The organism is Cellulomonas hominis (assembly GCF_901521055.1).
GTDB lineage: Bacteria > Actinomycetota > Actinomycetes > Actinomycetales > Cellulomonadaceae > Cellulomonas > Cellulomonas endometrii.
In genome coordinates, this window is sequence record NZ_CABEGA010000079.1 from 1 (window position 1) to 14,049 (window position 14,049).

14 protein-coding genes are annotated in these 14,049 nt (G+C 76.0%); 6 read left to right on the plus strand and 8 right to left on the minus strand.

Annotated features, from left to right (window positions below):
• The first annotated feature begins 92 nt into the window (after nt 1-92).
• Together KJP73_RS17465 and KJP73_RS17470 are read left to right on the plus strand one after the other, a co-directional pair.
• The gene (locus tag KJP73_RS17465) at nt 93-1,076 is read left to right on the plus strand and encodes an AAA family ATPase (protein ID WP_213284167.1); all 984 of its coding nucleotides are present in this window, start codon (nt 93-95) and stop codon (nt 1,074-1,076) included.
• 10 nt (nt 1,077-1,086) lie between these two features.
• Complete coding sequence (locus KJP73_RS17470) at nt 1,087-2,379, plus strand: DUF58 domain-containing protein (protein ID WP_213284155.1); 1,293 nt, start codon at nt 1,087-1,089, stop codon at nt 2,377-2,379.
• A 50-nt stretch (nt 2,380-2,429) separates the two neighbouring features.
• Here KJP73_RS17470 and KJP73_RS17475 read toward each other — a convergent pair whose 3' ends face one another.
• The 4 genes from KJP73_RS17475 to KJP73_RS17490 form a co-directional block, all read right to left on the minus strand.
• Entirely contained in the window at nt 2,430-3,263 is an 834-nt protein-coding gene (locus KJP73_RS17475; protein WP_213284156.1) for an ABC transporter permease, read from the minus strand.
• On the minus strand, nt 3,263-4,063 hold the full coding sequence (locus KJP73_RS17480) for an ABC transporter ATP-binding protein (RefSeq protein ID WP_213284157.1): 801 nt from the start codon (nt 4,061-4,063) through the stop codon (nt 3,263-3,265). The genes KJP73_RS17475 and KJP73_RS17480 overlap by 1 nt, the downstream gene beginning before the upstream one ends.
• A 76-nt stretch (nt 4,064-4,139) precedes the next feature.
• Nucleotides 4,140-4,982 carry a DUF4097 family beta strand repeat-containing protein gene (locus KJP73_RS17485; protein ID WP_213284158.1) on the minus strand — a complete coding sequence of 281 codons (843 nt, stop codon included), beginning with the start codon at nt 4,980-4,982 and terminating at the stop codon, nt 4,140-4,142.
• 122 nt (nt 4,983-5,104) lie between these two features.
• Nucleotides 5,105-5,629 (minus strand): histidine kinase, encoded by a 525-nt coding sequence (locus tag KJP73_RS17490; RefSeq protein WP_213284159.1) that lies wholly within the window; start codon nt 5,627-5,629, stop codon nt 5,105-5,107.
• A gap of 189 nt (nt 5,630-5,818) precedes the next feature.
• Between KJP73_RS17490 and KJP73_RS17495 the strand changes: the two genes are divergently transcribed.
• Complete coding sequence (locus tag KJP73_RS17495; protein WP_249669507.1) at nt 5,819-6,988, plus strand: winged helix DNA-binding domain-containing protein; 1,170 nt, start codon at nt 5,819-5,821, stop codon at nt 6,986-6,988.
• A gap of 29 nt (nt 6,989-7,017) precedes the next feature.
• On the opposite strand, the gene KJP73_RS17500 is transcribed toward KJP73_RS17495, so the two are convergent.
• Complete coding sequence (locus tag KJP73_RS17500; protein WP_213284161.1) at nt 7,018-8,913, minus strand: ABC transporter ATP-binding protein; 1,896 nt, start codon at nt 8,911-8,913, stop codon at nt 7,018-7,020.
• 74 nt (nt 8,914-8,987) lie between these two features.
• On the opposite strand from KJP73_RS17500, the gene KJP73_RS17505 reads away from it, so the two are divergent.
• Both KJP73_RS17505 and KJP73_RS17510 read left to right on the plus strand, forming a co-directional pair.
• Complete coding sequence (locus KJP73_RS17505) at nt 8,988-9,500, plus strand: MarR family winged helix-turn-helix transcriptional regulator (RefSeq protein WP_283770244.1); 513 nt, start codon at nt 8,988-8,990, stop codon at nt 9,498-9,500.
• A gap of 4 nt (nt 9,501-9,504) precedes the next feature.
• Complete coding sequence (locus KJP73_RS17510; protein ID WP_213284162.1) at nt 9,505-10,038, plus strand: GNAT family N-acetyltransferase; 534 nt, start codon at nt 9,505-9,507, stop codon at nt 10,036-10,038.
• Nucleotides 10,039-10,059: 21 nt separating this feature from the next.
• Here KJP73_RS17510 and KJP73_RS17515 read toward each other — a convergent pair whose 3' ends face one another.
• Nucleotides 10,060-10,881 (minus strand): RDD family protein, encoded by an 822-nt coding sequence (locus KJP73_RS17515; RefSeq protein WP_213284163.1) that lies wholly within the window; start codon nt 10,879-10,881, stop codon nt 10,060-10,062.
• A 93-nt stretch (nt 10,882-10,974) separates the two neighbouring features.
• On the opposite strand from KJP73_RS17515, the gene KJP73_RS17520 reads away from it, so the two are divergent.
• Complete coding sequence (locus tag KJP73_RS17520) at nt 10,975-11,964, plus strand: stage II sporulation protein M (RefSeq protein ID WP_213284164.1); 990 nt, start codon at nt 10,975-10,977, stop codon at nt 11,962-11,964.
• Here the strand turns inward: KJP73_RS17520 and KJP73_RS17525 are convergent.
• Nucleotides 11,940-12,707 carry a hypothetical protein gene (locus tag KJP73_RS17525; protein ID WP_213284165.1) on the minus strand — a complete coding sequence of 256 codons (768 nt, stop codon included), beginning with the start codon at nt 12,705-12,707 and terminating at the stop codon, nt 11,940-11,942. The two genes, KJP73_RS17520 and KJP73_RS17525, sit on opposite strands and share 25 nt — an antisense overlap.
• A gap of 62 nt (nt 12,708-12,769) precedes the next feature.
• Nucleotides 12,770-14,049, minus strand: a 1,280-nt coding sequence (locus KJP73_RS17530) for an acyltransferase family protein (protein ID WP_213284166.1), incomplete at its 5' end; no start/stop codon positions are given.

Below are 14,049 nucleotides of genomic sequence, written 5' to 3' on the forward strand. Positions count from 1 at the left end.
AAGACGGCATTTTTGTTTGAGGCAGGAGACGGGGGCCGAGAGAGGGTAGCGTCTCGTGGGATCGGAGAGGTGTAGAGGAGGCAGGCGGCGTCCTGGCCGACGACGGCGCGGCCGTCCCGGAGCCCTCCCCCGAGCTCCGCGAGGCGCTGGGCGCCGTCCGCACCGAGGTCGGCCGCGCCGTCGTCGGCCAGGACGCCGCGGTCACCGGCCTGGTCATCGCGCTGCTCTGCCGCGGGCACGTGCTGCTCGAGGGCGTGCCGGGCGTCGCCAAGACCCTCCTGGTCCGCACGCTGTCGGCCGCGCTGGACCTGGACACCAAGCGCGTCCAGTTCACGCCGGACCTGATGCCCGGCGACGTCACGGGCTCCCTGGTCTACGACGCGCGGACCGCGGAGTTCTCGTTCCGCGAGGGCCCGGTGTTCACGAACCTCATGCTCGCGGACGAGATCAACCGCACCCCGCCGAAGACGCAGGCGTCGCTGCTCGAGGCCATGGAGGAGCGCCAGGTCTCGGTCGACGGGACGCCGCGCCCCCTGCCGGACCCGTTCGTCGTGATCGCCACGCAGAACCCGGTGGAGTACGAGGGCACGTACCCGCTGCCGGAGGCGCAGCTGGACCGGTTCCTGCTCAAGCTGGTCCTGCCGCTGCCGGAGCGCCACGAGGAGATCGAGGTGCTGGCGCGGCACGCCGCGGGCTTCGACCCTCGGGACCTGGCGAAGGCCGGCGTGCGGCCCGCCGCCGGCAAGGACGTGCTGGAGCGCGCGCGCCGGGAGGTCGCCCGGGTGCAGGTCGCGCCCGAGGTGCTCGGCTACGTCGTGGACCTGGTGCGCGCGACCCGGCAGTCGCCGTCGCTGTCGCTGGGGGTCTCGCCCCGTGGCGCGACCGCCCTGCTGGCGACATCCCGCGCGTGGGCGTGGCTGTCGGGCCGGCCGTACGTGACGCCGGACGACGTGAAGGCCCTGGCGCACCCGACGCTGCGGCACCGCGTGCAGCTGCGCGCGGAGGCCGAGCTCGAGGGCGTCACCGCGGAGTCGGTGCTCGACACCGTCCTCGCGTCCGTCCCGGTCCCCCGCTGAGGCGCCGGCGGTGGCGATCACCTGGCGTGCCGTCGCGCTGACCGCGGTCGGCGTGGTGCCTGTGCTGCTCGTCCCCGTGCCCGGGACGGTGCTGGCGTGGGCGGTGCTGTGCCTGCTGCTGTGCGTGGCCGACGCGGCGCTGGCCGCCTCGCCGCGCGCGGTCGCCGTGCAGCGCACGCCGCCGGGGAGCGTCCGCCTGCACGAGCCGGCGCGGTCGCGGCTGACGGTCACCCACACCGGTGCGCGCCGGCTGCGCGCGCTGGTGCGGGACGCGTGGCAGCCGTCGGCCCACGCGGAGCAGAACCGGCACCGCGTCGACCTGCCCGCCGGGGAGTCCCGCCGCCTGGACACGCCGCTGCGCGCGACCCGGCGCGGCGACCTGCACGCCGACCGCGTGACGATCCGCACGGTCGGTCCGCTGGGCCTCGCGGGGCGGCAGGCGTCGCTGACCGTGCCGGGCACCCTGCGGGTGCTGCCGGAGTTCCGGTCCCGCCGGCACCTGCCGAGCCGGCTGGCCCGCCTGCGGGAGATGGACGGCCGCGCCGCGGTGCAGATCCGGGGGGCCGGCACGGAGTTCGACTCCCTGCGGGAGTACGTGATCGGCGACGACGTGCGGTCCATCGACTGGCGGGCCAGCGCGCGCCGCGCCGACGTCGTGGTGCGGACCTGGCGCCCCGAGCGGGACCGCCGCGTGCTGATCGTGCTGGACACGTCCCGCACGAGCGCCGCCCGCACCGGCGAGGAGCCGCGGCTGGAGGCCTCCGTGGAGGCCGCGCTGCTGCTGTCGGCCCTCGCCTCGCGGGCGGGCGACCGCGTGGAGCTGCTGGCCTACGACCGGACGGTGCGGGCGCGGGTGGCCGGGCAGTCCGGCCCCCGGCTCATGCCCGCGCTCGCCGACGCCCTCTCCGGTGTGGAGCCGTCCCTGGTCGAGGCGGACTGGCCGGGGATCGTGGCCCAGGTGCAGGAGCGGCTGTCGCAGCGGGCGCTCGTCGTGCTGCTGTCGGCGCTCGACCCGGCCGCCGTGGAGCAGGGACTGCTCGGCGTCGTCGACCAGCTGGCGTCCCGGCACCAGGTGGTGCTGGCGTCGGTGCGGGACCCCGAGATCGAGCGGCTGCGCACCGGCCGCGAGGACACCGCCGCGCTCTTCGACGCGGCTGCCGCGGAACGGGCCGAGCTGGAGCGCGCCGCGGTGGCGCAGCGCCTGCGCGGCCGCGGGGTCGAGGTCGTCGACGCCCTGCCGGAGGACCTGGCGCCGCGGCTCGCGGACACCTACCTCGCGCTGAAGGCCGCCGGTCGGCTCTGACCGGCGGCCCTCAGGCGGCGTCACGCGGCGTCGGGTGGCGTCGGGTGGCGTCAGCCGCGCTCGCGACGGTAGAGCGACCGGGACCAGGCGTAGCCCGCGACGCCGATCAGCACCGACCAGCCGAGGGCCAGCCACGTGGTCGACGCGTCGAGCGCCGTCCCCGCGAGCAGGCCACGGGTCGTCTCGATGATCGGCGTGAACGGCTGGTACTCGGCGAACCACTGCACCCCCGCCGGCATCGTCTCGACCGGGACGAACCCGCTGCCCAGGAACGGCAGGGCGGTCAGCAGCATCGGGGTGTTGGAGGCCGTCTCGACCGACTTCGCCGACAGCCCCATCGCCACGCACAGCCAGCTCATCGCGACCGACACGACCGCCATCAGCCCCGCGAACGCGAGCCAGCCGAGCGGCCCGGCGTCCGGCCGGTAGCCGAGGACGATCGCGAGCCCGAGGACCAGCACCACCGCGATGAGCGCCTGGACCACCGTGCCGAGCACCGGCCCGCCCAGCACCGAGCCGGACGAGATGGCCATCGTCTTGAACCGGGCCATGATGCCGCTGGTGGCGTCCATCGCGGCGCTGATCGCCACGGCCTGCGCGGCCCCCACCACGGCGAACAGCAGGATCGCGGGGGTGATGTAGTCCAGGTACGCGGCACGACCGTCCGCCCCGGGTGCGACGCCGGGCGCGACGCCGGCGCCGAACGCCCCACCGAAGACGAACACGAAGAGCAGCATCAGCGCGACGGGGATGCCGACGGTGAAGCTCGTCAGCCCCGGGTAGCGCACGGCGCGCAGCAGGTTGCGGCGCAGCATGGTGAGGGTGTCGGCCACCGGGCGCGCGCCGGTCGCGGCACGTGCGGGGGCCGTCGTGACGGTGGTCATCAGGCCACCTCCTTCGAGGTCGTCGTGGTGGCGTCCGGGCTGGTGTCCGGACTGGTGTCCGGGCTGGTCGACGGCTCGGTGAGCCGCAGGAACACGTCGTCCAGCGAGCCGGCGTCGTGCGAGGACTTGAGCTCCTCGGGGGTGCCCTCGGCGACGATGCGGCCGCGGTCGAGCACGGCGACGCGGTCGGCGAGCCGGTCCGCCTCCTCCAGGTACTGCGTGGTGAGCAGGATCGTCGTGCCGGCCGCCACGAGGGCGCGCACCTCGTCCCACAGCGTCCGGCGGCTGCGCGGGTCCAGGCCCGTCGTCGGCTCGTCGAGGAAGACCACCGCCGGCGTGCCGACGAGCGTCATGGCGAGGTCCAGCTTGCGGCGCATGCCCCCCGACCAGGTGGAAACGGGCTTGCGGGCGGCGTCGGTCAGGCCGAACTGGGCGAGCAGCGCGTCGACGCGCTCCCGTGCCTCGCGGCGCCCCAGGTGGTGCAGGGACGTCATGAGCCGCAGGTTCTCCGCGCCGGTCAGCAGGTCGTCGACGGCCGACACCTGGCCCGTGACGCCGATGGCGCCGCGCACGGCCTGGGCCTCGGCGACCACGTCGTGCCCCGCGACGCGGACGGTCCCGCCGTCCGGGGCGAGCAGCGTGGACAGGATGCCGACGGTCGTGGTCTTGCCGGCGCCGTTCGGCCCGAGCAGGGCGGTGACCGTCCCGGCGCGGACGGCGAGGTCGACGCCGTCGAGCACGATCTGGTCTCCGTAGGACTTGCGCAGGCCGCGCACGTCGACGGCGAGGTCGCTGGTCATGGTGGTCCTCCTTCGTGGTCGTGCGTGAGTGGTGCGTGGGTGGTGCGTGGGTCGTGCTCGGCGGTGCTGGTGCGCCTCAGGGGCGGCGGACGACGACGTGGCCGTAGCCGGTGCTCGCGCGGATCTCGGCGGTGGCCTGGTCCTCGACGGGGCCGTCGGCGGGGGTGAGCAGGTTCCGGACGACGCCGTGCTCGGAGCCGACGTCGAGCCACGCGGCGGTCCCCTCCGGCACGCCGACGTCGATCGAGCCGTAGGAGGTGCTGAGCGTGACGCTGCCCGACTCGACCCGGTCGACGCGGATGCCGGCGTGCGCGGACTTCGCCGTGACGGCGCCCCGCACCCGCCCGACCGCGATGTCCCCGTGGGCGCCGGCGACCTCGAGCGACCCGGTCACCGACTCGACCAGGGTCGTGCCGTTGGTGGCGCGCACCCAGCCGTCGCCGACGAGCTCGCGGATGCGCACGGAGCCGGCGCTCGCCCGCACGGACGCCGGGCCCGAGACCCGGCCCACGACGACGGACCCCGCCGAGACCTTGACGTCCAGGCGGTCGACCTCGTCGACGTGGGCGTCGCCGTCGGACAGCGTCATCTCGACGGTGCCGAGCCGGCCCTCCGTCAGGAGCGTGCCCGTCCTCCCGCGCACCTCCGACCCGGTCGGCAGCTCCACGGTGATGGCCGCGGTGCCCGACGCGAACGGCAGGACCCACTGCTTCCAGGCGCCCGGGTAGGTGATCGTGACAGTGTCGCCGTCGCGCGCGACGCGCACCTCCTTCGCGGCGCGCACGCTGCCGGACGAGGTCGGGTCGGCGGGCAGGACGGTGACGACGACGTCGTCGCGCTCGGATGCGACGACGTGCAGGTTCCCGGACGGCACCTCCACGAGGAGCGGGACGGGGGCGGGGGCGGCGAACGTGGGCATGACGGCTCCAGGACGGTGGTGTCAGAGTGGTGTCAGGTGCTCGCGGCGCCGGGTGCGGCGCCGTGCGGTGCTGTGCGGTGCGGTGCGGTGCTGTGCGGTCGTGCGGTGCGGGATCGGCCGGGTCAGCGCACCCAGCCGGTGAGGCGGTTGCCGCCGCGCTGGTCGGGGCGGGCCTGCGGCGCGGGCCGGCCGGTCGGCTGCTCGAGCGCGGCGGCGACCGCCCGCACGAGCCAGGAGTTCACCGAGAGACCGTCGCGGGCGGCGGCGACCTCGACCTGCGCCTTGCGGTGGTCCGGCAGGCGCAGCGTGGTGCGGGTGGTGGCGCCCTCGTCGACGTCGGCGGGCGGCGCGGGCGAGGTGGTGACGAGCGGCTCGGCGGCGGCGGGCGCCGGCGCGGCGGGCGCGGACGGCGCGTCGACCACGAACTCCGGGTCGCCCCCGCGCAGGCGCACGTCCACCGAACCGGGCGCGAGCTCCGCGGAGATCTCGCCCGCGGCGGTCGACAGGGCCTCCAGCAGGACCAGGCGCACGGCGGCGTCGAGCGGCGCGGTCAGCCGCTGGGCGAGCTGCCGGGCGTCCTCGCCGCCGGCGTCCGCCGCGAGGGCGAGCCGGTGCTGGAGGTCGTCGACGTAGCGCGTGAGGTCCATGACGCCATGGTGACACCACGAGTGGTGTCATGGCAACCCCGTGGTGTCACGACCGCCCGGGGCTCGTCTCCGGGCCGCGAGGTCGTCATGTCGGCGCGAGGTCGTCAGGCCTGCGGGACGACCTCGTGCGCAGGTGACGACCTCGGCGCCGGGACCTCGGGTGTCGGGGGTCCGCCCTACCGTGGGCGGGTGACCGACGACACGCGCCTGACCACCCGCGGGCTGGGGCGCGCGCTGCTCGCCCGGCAGCACCTGCTCGACCGCGCACCCGTGCCGGCCGTCGGCGCGGTGACGCACCTGGTCGCGCTCCAGTCGCAGAACCCGTCGTCCGCCTACCTCGCCCTGCACGCGCGGCTCGCGGGGTTCGCCCACGCCGACCTGGCCGAGGCGATGCTCGACCGGCGCGTCGGCCGTCTGGCGCTGCTCCGGGACACCGTCCACCTGGTCACCGCGGCCGACGCGCTGGGGCTGTGGCCGTTGTTCGCGCCGATGCTCCGGCGGCGCCTGCTGACCAGCCAGACCGCCGCCCCGACGCTGCGGCAGGTGGACCTGGACGACCTGCGGCGCGCGGCCCTCGACGCGCTCGAAGACGAGCCGCTGACCGCCGGGCAGCTCGGTGACCGGCTGGCGGCGAGCTGGCCGGGCCTGGACCCCCGGTCCCTGGCGATGGGGGCGCGCGGGGTGCTGCCCCTCGTGCAGGTGACGCCCCGCGGGGTGTGGGGCCGCAGCCTGACGACGACGTGGACGACGGCGGAGGCCTGGTTCGGCGCACCGGCCGAGGCCGCCGACGCGGACGCCGCCCTGGACGACCTGGTCCGCCGGTACCTCGCCGCCTACGGCCCCGCCACGGTCGCGGACCTCCAGCAGTGGTGCGGGCTGACCCGCCTCGGCACCGCGGTCGACCGGGTCCGGCCGGAGCTGGTCGAGGTGGTCCACGAGGACGCCGACGGACGCACCCGCGTGCTGCTCGACCTGCCGGACGCGCCGCGCCCGCCGCAGGACGCCCCGGCTCCCGTGCGGCTGCTGCCCGACTTCGAGAACCTGCTGCTCGGGCACGACGACCGCACCCGGGTGATCCCGCCGGACGCGCGGCCGGCGCTCGCCAGCCGGAACGGCATGCCGCCCGGGACCGTGCTGGTGGACGGCACCGTCGGCGGGACGTGGGTGCTGCGCCGCGAGCGGCTCCAGCGGCCCGCGGGGACGCGGGGGCGGCGAGAGCTCGCGTGCCTCACCGTCACGCCGCTGCGCCGGTGGTCACGGGCGGAGCGGGCGGCCGTGGTGCAGGAGGCGGAGTCGCTTGCGCGGTTCGCCGCGGACGACGCCGCGGAGCACGCCGTCGAGGTCGCCGACGCGGGGTGACCCCCGGCCGGCGCCCCCGGACCGGCCCCTCAGCCCGTGGTCGCGTACTGCGTCTCGTACAGCTCCGCGTACAGCCCGCCCGCGGCGAGCAGCTCCTCGTGGGTGCCCTGCTGCACGACGCCCCCGCGGTCGAGCACGACGATCGAGTCGGCCTCGCGGATGGTCGAGAGCCGGTGCGCGATGACGATCGCCGTCCGGCCCTCCAGCGCCTCCGCGAGGGCGCGCTGGACGGCGGCCTCCGACTCGGAGTCGAGGTGGGCGGTGGCCTCGTCGAGGATGACGATCGGCGGGGCCTTCAGCAGCAGCCGTGCGATGGCCAGGCGCTGCCGCTCGCCGCCGCTGAGCCGGTACCCGCGGTCCCCCACGACCGTGTCGACGCCGTCGGGCAGCCGCGAGACCAGGTCCCAGATCTGCGCGCGGCGCAGCGCCTGCTCGATGGCCGCGTCGGTCGCGTCCGGGCGGGCGTAGAGCAGGTTCGCCCGGATCGTGTCGTGGAACAGGTGCGCGTCCTGCGTGACGATGCCGATCGCGTCGCGCAGGGACGCCTGCGTGACCTCCCGGACGTCCTGGCCCGCGACGCGCACCGCGCCGCCCGTGACGTCGTACAGCCGGGCCACGAGCTGCGCGATCGTCGTCTTGCCGGCGCCGGACGGTCCCACCAGCGCGACCAGGTGGCCGTGCGGCACGGTGAACGACACGTGCTCCAGGGTCGTCCCGGGCACCTCCGACTGCAGCCGGGCGACCGACTCCAGCGACGCGAGGGAGACCTCCGCCGCCGACGGGTACCGGAACGAGACGTCGTCGAGCTCCACGCTGGCGGTGCGCGGCAGGTCCGCGGGCAGGGGCCGGGCGTCGGGGGCGTCGGCGACGGTCGGCTTCAGGTCGAGCACCTCCAGCACCCGCTCGAACGAGACGAGGGTGGTCATGACGTCCACCTGCACGTTCGACAGCGCGGTGATGGGTCCGTACAGCCGCGTCAGGTACGAGGTCAGCGCGACGACGGTGCCGATCGTGAGCGACCCGCGGATCGCCAGCACGCCGCCGAGCCCGTAGACGATCGCGACGGCCATCGCCGCGACCAGCGTCAGCCCCACGCGGAACACGGCGCCGTACATGGCGCTGGTGATGCCGATGTCCCGCACCCGGGAGGCGCGGGCGGAGAACACCGAGGTCTCGTCGTCGGCCCGGCCGTACAGCTTCACCAGCTGCGCGCCCGCGACGTTGAACCGCTCGGTCATCGTCTGACCCATCTCGGCGTTCAGCGTGTACGACTCGGCGGTGACGGCGGCGAGGCGGCGGCCCATCGCGCGCACCGGCAGGACGAACAGCGGCAGCAGCACCAGCGACACGAGCGTGATCTGCCAGGACAGGGACAGCATCGCGGCCAGCACGAGCACGACGGTCAGGACGTTGGAGACGACGTTGGACAGCGTCGAGGTGAACGCCTGCTGCGCGCCCAGCACGTCGCCGTTGAGGCGCTGCACGAGCGCGCCGGTCTGCGTGCGGGAGAAGAACGCGAGCGGCATCCGCTGCACGTGGTCGAACACCTGGGTCCGCAGGTCGAGGATCAGGCCCTCGCCGATCCGGGAGGAGAGCCAGCGCGAGGCGAGCGCGAGGCCCGCCGCCGCCAGGGCGAGCAGCGCGACGACGCCCGCGAGCGCGAGCACCACGCCGGTGCGGCCCTTCGCGATGCCGTCGTCGATGATCCGGCTGAAGACGAGGGGCGTCGCGGCCCCGACGGCCGCGTCGACCGCGACCAGGACGAGGAAGATCGTGATGAGCCGGCGGTACGGCCGGGCGAAGGTGAGGATGCGGCGGAGCACCTCGCGGGTGACGCGCTGCCGGGCGACGGAGGGGTCGAGACGGAACGAGCGGTACATGGACCGCCCGTCCATCCCGCCGCCGCGGGGACCGTGCATGGACATGGGGCCTCCCCGGGGGATGGAACTCTGATAGAGAGGCTACCTCTCTATGTGCCAGGTTCGCTATCGTGGGACGCATGACCCCGGTCACCCCCGCGCCGCACGCCGATCACCCCGGGCACCCCGGGCACCCCGGGCACGCCGCCGACGCCCCGCACCCCGGCGACGAGCTGTTCTGGCTGCTCCGTCGCGCGCTGCACACCATGCGCCGGGATGTCCGCGAGCAGGTCGACCTCACCCCGTCCCGGCACCGGCTGCTGCGCGTCGTCGCGCGCGCCGCCGAGCCGCAGCGGCAGACCGCGCTCGCCGCGGCCCTGGACGTGGTCCCCCGGTCCATCACGTCCCTGGTCGACGACCTGGAGCACGCCGGCCTGGTGGAGCGGCAGCCCGACCCGACCGACCGGCGCGCGACCCTGGTGGCTCTGACCGACGAGGGGCGCGCGGTGCTGACCGAGGCCGACCGGCAGCGCCGCCGGCACGCGGAGGAGCTGCTCGCCCGCCTCGAGCCGGCGGAGCGGGACGAGCTGCTGCGCCTGCTGCACCGCCTGGTGGACGACCCGGACGCGTCCGGCAGCGACGGGGTGTGCTGACGCGGTGACCAGCACCCCCGCCACCCGGCTCCTCTCAGAGGACGACGCCCCCGCCCTCGCCGCCCTGCTCACCGCGAACCGCCGGTTCCTCGCACCCTGGGACCCCGTGCGCGACGACGCGTTCTTCACCGAGCAGACCCAGGCGGACATCGCCCGCCGCGCCCTGGACGCCCATGCCGCCGGGACGGCGCTGCCGCTGGTGGTGCTCGACGACGACGGCGCTCTCGCGGGCCGGCTCAACCTGGCCGGGATCACCCGCGGGCCGTTCCAGTCAGCCGGCATGGGGTACTGGGTCGGCCGGGAGAGCAACGGGCGTGGCCTGGCGACGCGCGCCGTGGCGGAGGCCCTGGCCGTCGCGTTCGGCGAGCTGGGGCTGCACCGGGTGCAGGCGGAGACCCTGCTGCACAACGCGGCGTCGCGGCGGGTGCTCGCGAAGAACGGCTTCCGCGAGATCGGAGTGGCGCCCCGCTACCTCGAGATCGCCGGGCGGTGGCAGGACCACCTGCTGTTCCAGCGCCTCGCGGACCAGCCGGCGTAGGCCCGTCGTGGTGCCCCCCGGTCAGCGGCCGGGGTCGGGCACCCCGTGCGGCAGGCGGTGCAGGGTGACGGCCTCCTGCGCGGCGCGCCGGGTGGCGCGGGTCGTCGCGTCGTACTCACGGTCCCGGCGGGTCGCCAGCACCGCCGCGAGGAACGCCTCCGGGTGCGTGCCGGGCGGCGGGCCGGGCGCGACGTACCGGGCCACCTCCCCCGCGAGCTGCTGCCCGAGCGCGTACCGCGACCCCGGGTGCAGGCCGGCGGCGCGGCTCAGGAAGTCCCGGGCCTGCAGCGCCAGGCCGTCGGGCAGGCGGGCGACGTCGGCGCCGTTCGCCCAGCGCGCCAGGAACGGCGGCATCATCAGCACCGGCTTCGGCTGCCGGCGCCCCCGCACCCGGACGGCGTAGGTGCCGGCGAGCATGTCGCCCAGCCGCTTGCCCTGCGGGTTGACCAGCGAGGTGATGAGCGCGACCGAGCCGAGCGTCGCCCACAGCTCCAGGACGCCGACCAGCGCGCGCACCAGCGCCTGCCGGAACCGGATCGGCCCGCCGTCGTCCCGCACGATGCGGATGCCCACGGCGAGCTTGCCGAGCGACCGGCCGCGGGTCAGCGTGTCGACGGTCGTCGGCAGCACCACGGTGACCGAGACCAGCAGCAGGACGCCGGCGATCTGCAGCACGTCGTCGGTCGGGGCCAGCGTCGCGACGTTCGCGAGCACGATCAGCACGAGGATGCCGAGCACGCCGAGCACCGCGAGGTCGATCAGCGCGGCGAGCAGCCGGTTCGCGAACGACGTCGGTCGTGCGTCGAGCAGCACGCCCTCGCCGATGACGATGCCCTCGTCCACCCGCGCCACCTCCGTCGCCGTCCCGCACCCTCACCCGCGCGGGCGTCGCTGGTCAGCCGTGCGCGCCGGGTCTCCTGTGGCAGGGTATCGGCCGTGGACCTCGACGCCTTCACCGCCGTGCGGCAGTCCTCGTGGGCGCGCCTGGACGAGCTGTCGCGGCGCCGGGTGGCCGACGGCGCGGAGGCCGACGAGATGGTGCGCCTCTACCAGTCCGTCGCGACCGACCTGTCCACGATCCGCTCCACCGCGCCCGACCCGGACACGATCACGCGGCTGTCGCAGCTGCTGGCGCGCGCCCGGTCCCGCATCGCGGGCAGCCACGAGCCGACCTGGCGGGACGCCCGCCGGTTCCTGGTCGTGTCCCTGCCGGCGGCGCTCTACCGGATCCGGTGGTGGACGGTCGCCGTGATGGTCGCGTGCACCGCGGTCGCCGTGCTCGCCGGCTGGTGGGTCGCGACGAACCCGGACGCGCTCGCCGCGATGGGCACCCCCACCGAGCGGCAGGCCTACGTGGACGACGCGTTCGCGTCCTACTACGACCCGGGGCTGGGCTTCGCCGGCGTGGTGTGGACGAACAACGCGTGGATCGCGGCGCTGTGCATCGGCATCGGCATCTCCGGGATCGGCCCGCTGTACGTGCTCGCCCAGAACGCGGTGAACGTCGGCGCCATCGGCGGGATGATGGCCGCGCACGACAGCCTCGACCTGTTCCTCCAGCTCATCGCCCCGCACGGGCTGCTGGAGCTGACCTCGATCTTCGTGGCCGGGGCCGCGGGCCTGCGGCTGTTCTGGACGTGGATCGACCCGCAGGGCCGGCCCCGCACGCGGGCGCTCGCCCAGGAGGGCCGGTCGCTGATCACGGTCGCGATCGGGCTGGTCGGGGCGCTGGCGCTGTCGGGCCTGGTCGAGGGCTTCGTCACCGGCTCGTCGCTGCCGTGGTGGCTGAAGATCGTCATCGGCGCGCTGGCCCTGGCCGCGTTCTGGACGTACACGATCGTGCTCGGCCGCCGCGCCGCGCGGGACGGCGAGACGGGCGACCTCGACGAGGACGCCGCGGGCTACGCGGTGGCGACCGCCGCCTGACGGCTCGCGCGGTCGGCGTCGCGGCCGGCCGGCGGCAGCACGCCCGTCCACAGCGACGCGGCGCCCAGCGGGGTGCGGGCGAGCTCCGTGAACCCCAGCGCCTCGAGGTCGGCGACCTGCGCCGGGTCGACCGTCACCGCCAGCACGTCGCGCCCGTCGGCGCCCTGCTCGGCGACGACCGGCGCGAGCACGTCCGCGAGCAGCGCGAGCCGCCGCTCCCCCGCGGACCGGCCGTCGTCGGACAGCAGGATCAGCACGCGGCGCGCGTCGGACGCCTGCAGCAGCGCGAGGGTCTGCGCGGTCGCCGCGACCAGGGAGCGCAGCGGCGCGTGCGCGGGCTCCGCCGGGGGCTCCGGCTGGATGCCGAGCTCGCGGCCCACGACCCGGTGCAGGTCGGCCGCCAGGTGCTCCGCGTCCGGCGGCAGCCACACGGCGACCGCGCTGACGTCCGCCCCCTCGCGGGCGAACCAGACCTCGCCGTGCTCCAGGGCGCCGTGGCTCAGCACCAGGCGGGTGGCCGGGCCGGCGTGCTCGGGGTGCGGGACCTCGTCGGGCTCGCCGTCGCCGTCCAGGTCGATGAACGGGCGGTGCTCGCCGATCATCCGGGCGATGGGGTTGACGTCGACCAGCCCCGCGCGGTGGACCTCCCAAGGGGTGCCCGCGCCCGGCGTCGCGGGCTGCGGCGGGGTCGCCGCGGGGTGGTCCGGGTCGTCGGTCGGTCGTCGCAGAGGGTCGTCCAGCACGCGCACCAGCGCAGCACGCCGACCTGGGAGGTCCCTGAGAGCCGACGGTGCCCGGAGGGCGGTCACGCCGGCACCGCCACGTCGCCGGCCCGGCGGACCCGGCGCACCCGGGTGCCGCGCTCGACGCGGGCCGCCCCGGCCGCGAGGGCGGCCAGCACCAGCCCCGCCGCCCCGAGGTACCCCGCCCGCGACGCCCACCAGTCCCACGTCCACGGCTCCGGCAGCGTCTCCCCGACGCCCAGGAGCACCACGCCCGCGACGGCGAACATCGCGGTGAGGTGCCACAGGTACAGGCCCATCGACCGGCCGCCGACCCACGCGACGACCCGCGACCGGGCCGCCCACCGCGCCACGGCGTCCCGGACCAGCAGCGCCGCGGCCACCTGGGCGACCGCGAACCCGACGACGGGGGCGGTCGGCGGCGCGAGGTTCGACATCGCGTCCCCGGGCATCCCGATGAGCGACACCGGGTACGGGCCGGTCATGAGCAGCAGCACCGTCGCGGCCAGGCCACCGCCGGTGAGCAGCGCCAGCACGGTCCGCTCGGGGACGCCGGGGCGGGCGCCGGGGCGCGGCTCCGTGCGGGTGCGGCGCTCCGCGTAGACCAGGCCGCCCAGGAACGGGATCGCCCACACCAGCAGGATGTTCGGCACGCCGGGGAACGCGACCTCGTCCGAGAACCGCAGCAGGTCGACGACCACGGGCAGCGCCGCCGCGACCACGAGCACCCGCGCCGCGCCGAACCGGCGCAGGAGGCCCAGCAGCAGCGGCGTCAGCGCCAGCAGCCCCAGCTGCACCCCCAGGAACCACAGGGGCTGCGGCACGATGCGCGCGGCGCGCTCCACGGCCGCCTCGGGGACGCCCAGGGCCGGCAGGGTCACGACCAGCAGCGCCCACACGGCGGCGAAGATCCCGACCGGGCGCGCCATCCGCAGCAGCCGGACGCCGGCGAACCGCCACCCGGGCTGGCCGGGGTGCCGCACGAGGTCGTACCGGGCGGCGGCACCCGCCGCGAAGAACAGCAGCGGCAGCGGCTGCAGCCACGTCAGCAGCCACGCCCAGCCGTGCGACAGGGCGTTCCCGACGACGAGGTCCTGCCCGTCCCACGTCGCCTCGACCATCAGCCAGTGCAGCGCGACGACGAGGATCGTGCCGAGCGCCCGGACGCCGTCGACGAACGGGTCGCGCAGCGAGCGCCGGGGCGCTGCGGGGGTGACCGCCGCGGGCGCCGGGACGGCCGCGGCGACCGGGACCGCGAGCTGTCTCTTATACCCATCCGATGCTGCCGCCGAAGGCCTATCGCAGTGCCCTACACGCCGGCCCCTTGTTCCCGTTCTTGTTG

What these genes read in the sequence shown, in the direction of transcription:
- KJP73_RS17500 (WP_213284161.1), bottom strand. Translation starts at nt 8,913, where the DNA reads ATGTCCATGCACGGTCCCCGCGGCGGCGGGATGGACGGGCGGTCCATG.
- KJP73_RS17475 (WP_213284156.1), bottom strand. Translation starts at nt 3,263, where the DNA reads ATGACCACCGTCACGACGGCCCCCGCACGTGCCGCGACCGGCGCGCGC.
- KJP73_RS17485 (WP_213284158.1), bottom strand. Translation starts at nt 4,982, where the DNA reads ATGCCCACGTTCGCCGCCCCCGCCCCCGTCCCGCTCCTCGTGGAGGTG.
- KJP73_RS17505 (WP_283770244.1), top strand. Translation starts at nt 8,988, where the DNA reads ATGACCCCGGTCACCCCCGCGCCGCACGCCGATCACCCCGGGCACCCC.
- KJP73_RS17490 (WP_213284159.1), bottom strand. Translation starts at nt 5,629, where the DNA reads ATGGACCTCACGCGCTACGTCGACGACCTCCAGCACCGGCTCGCCCTC.
- KJP73_RS17480 (WP_213284157.1), bottom strand. Translation starts at nt 4,063, where the DNA reads ATGACCAGCGACCTCGCCGTCGACGTGCGCGGCCTGCGCAAGTCCTAC.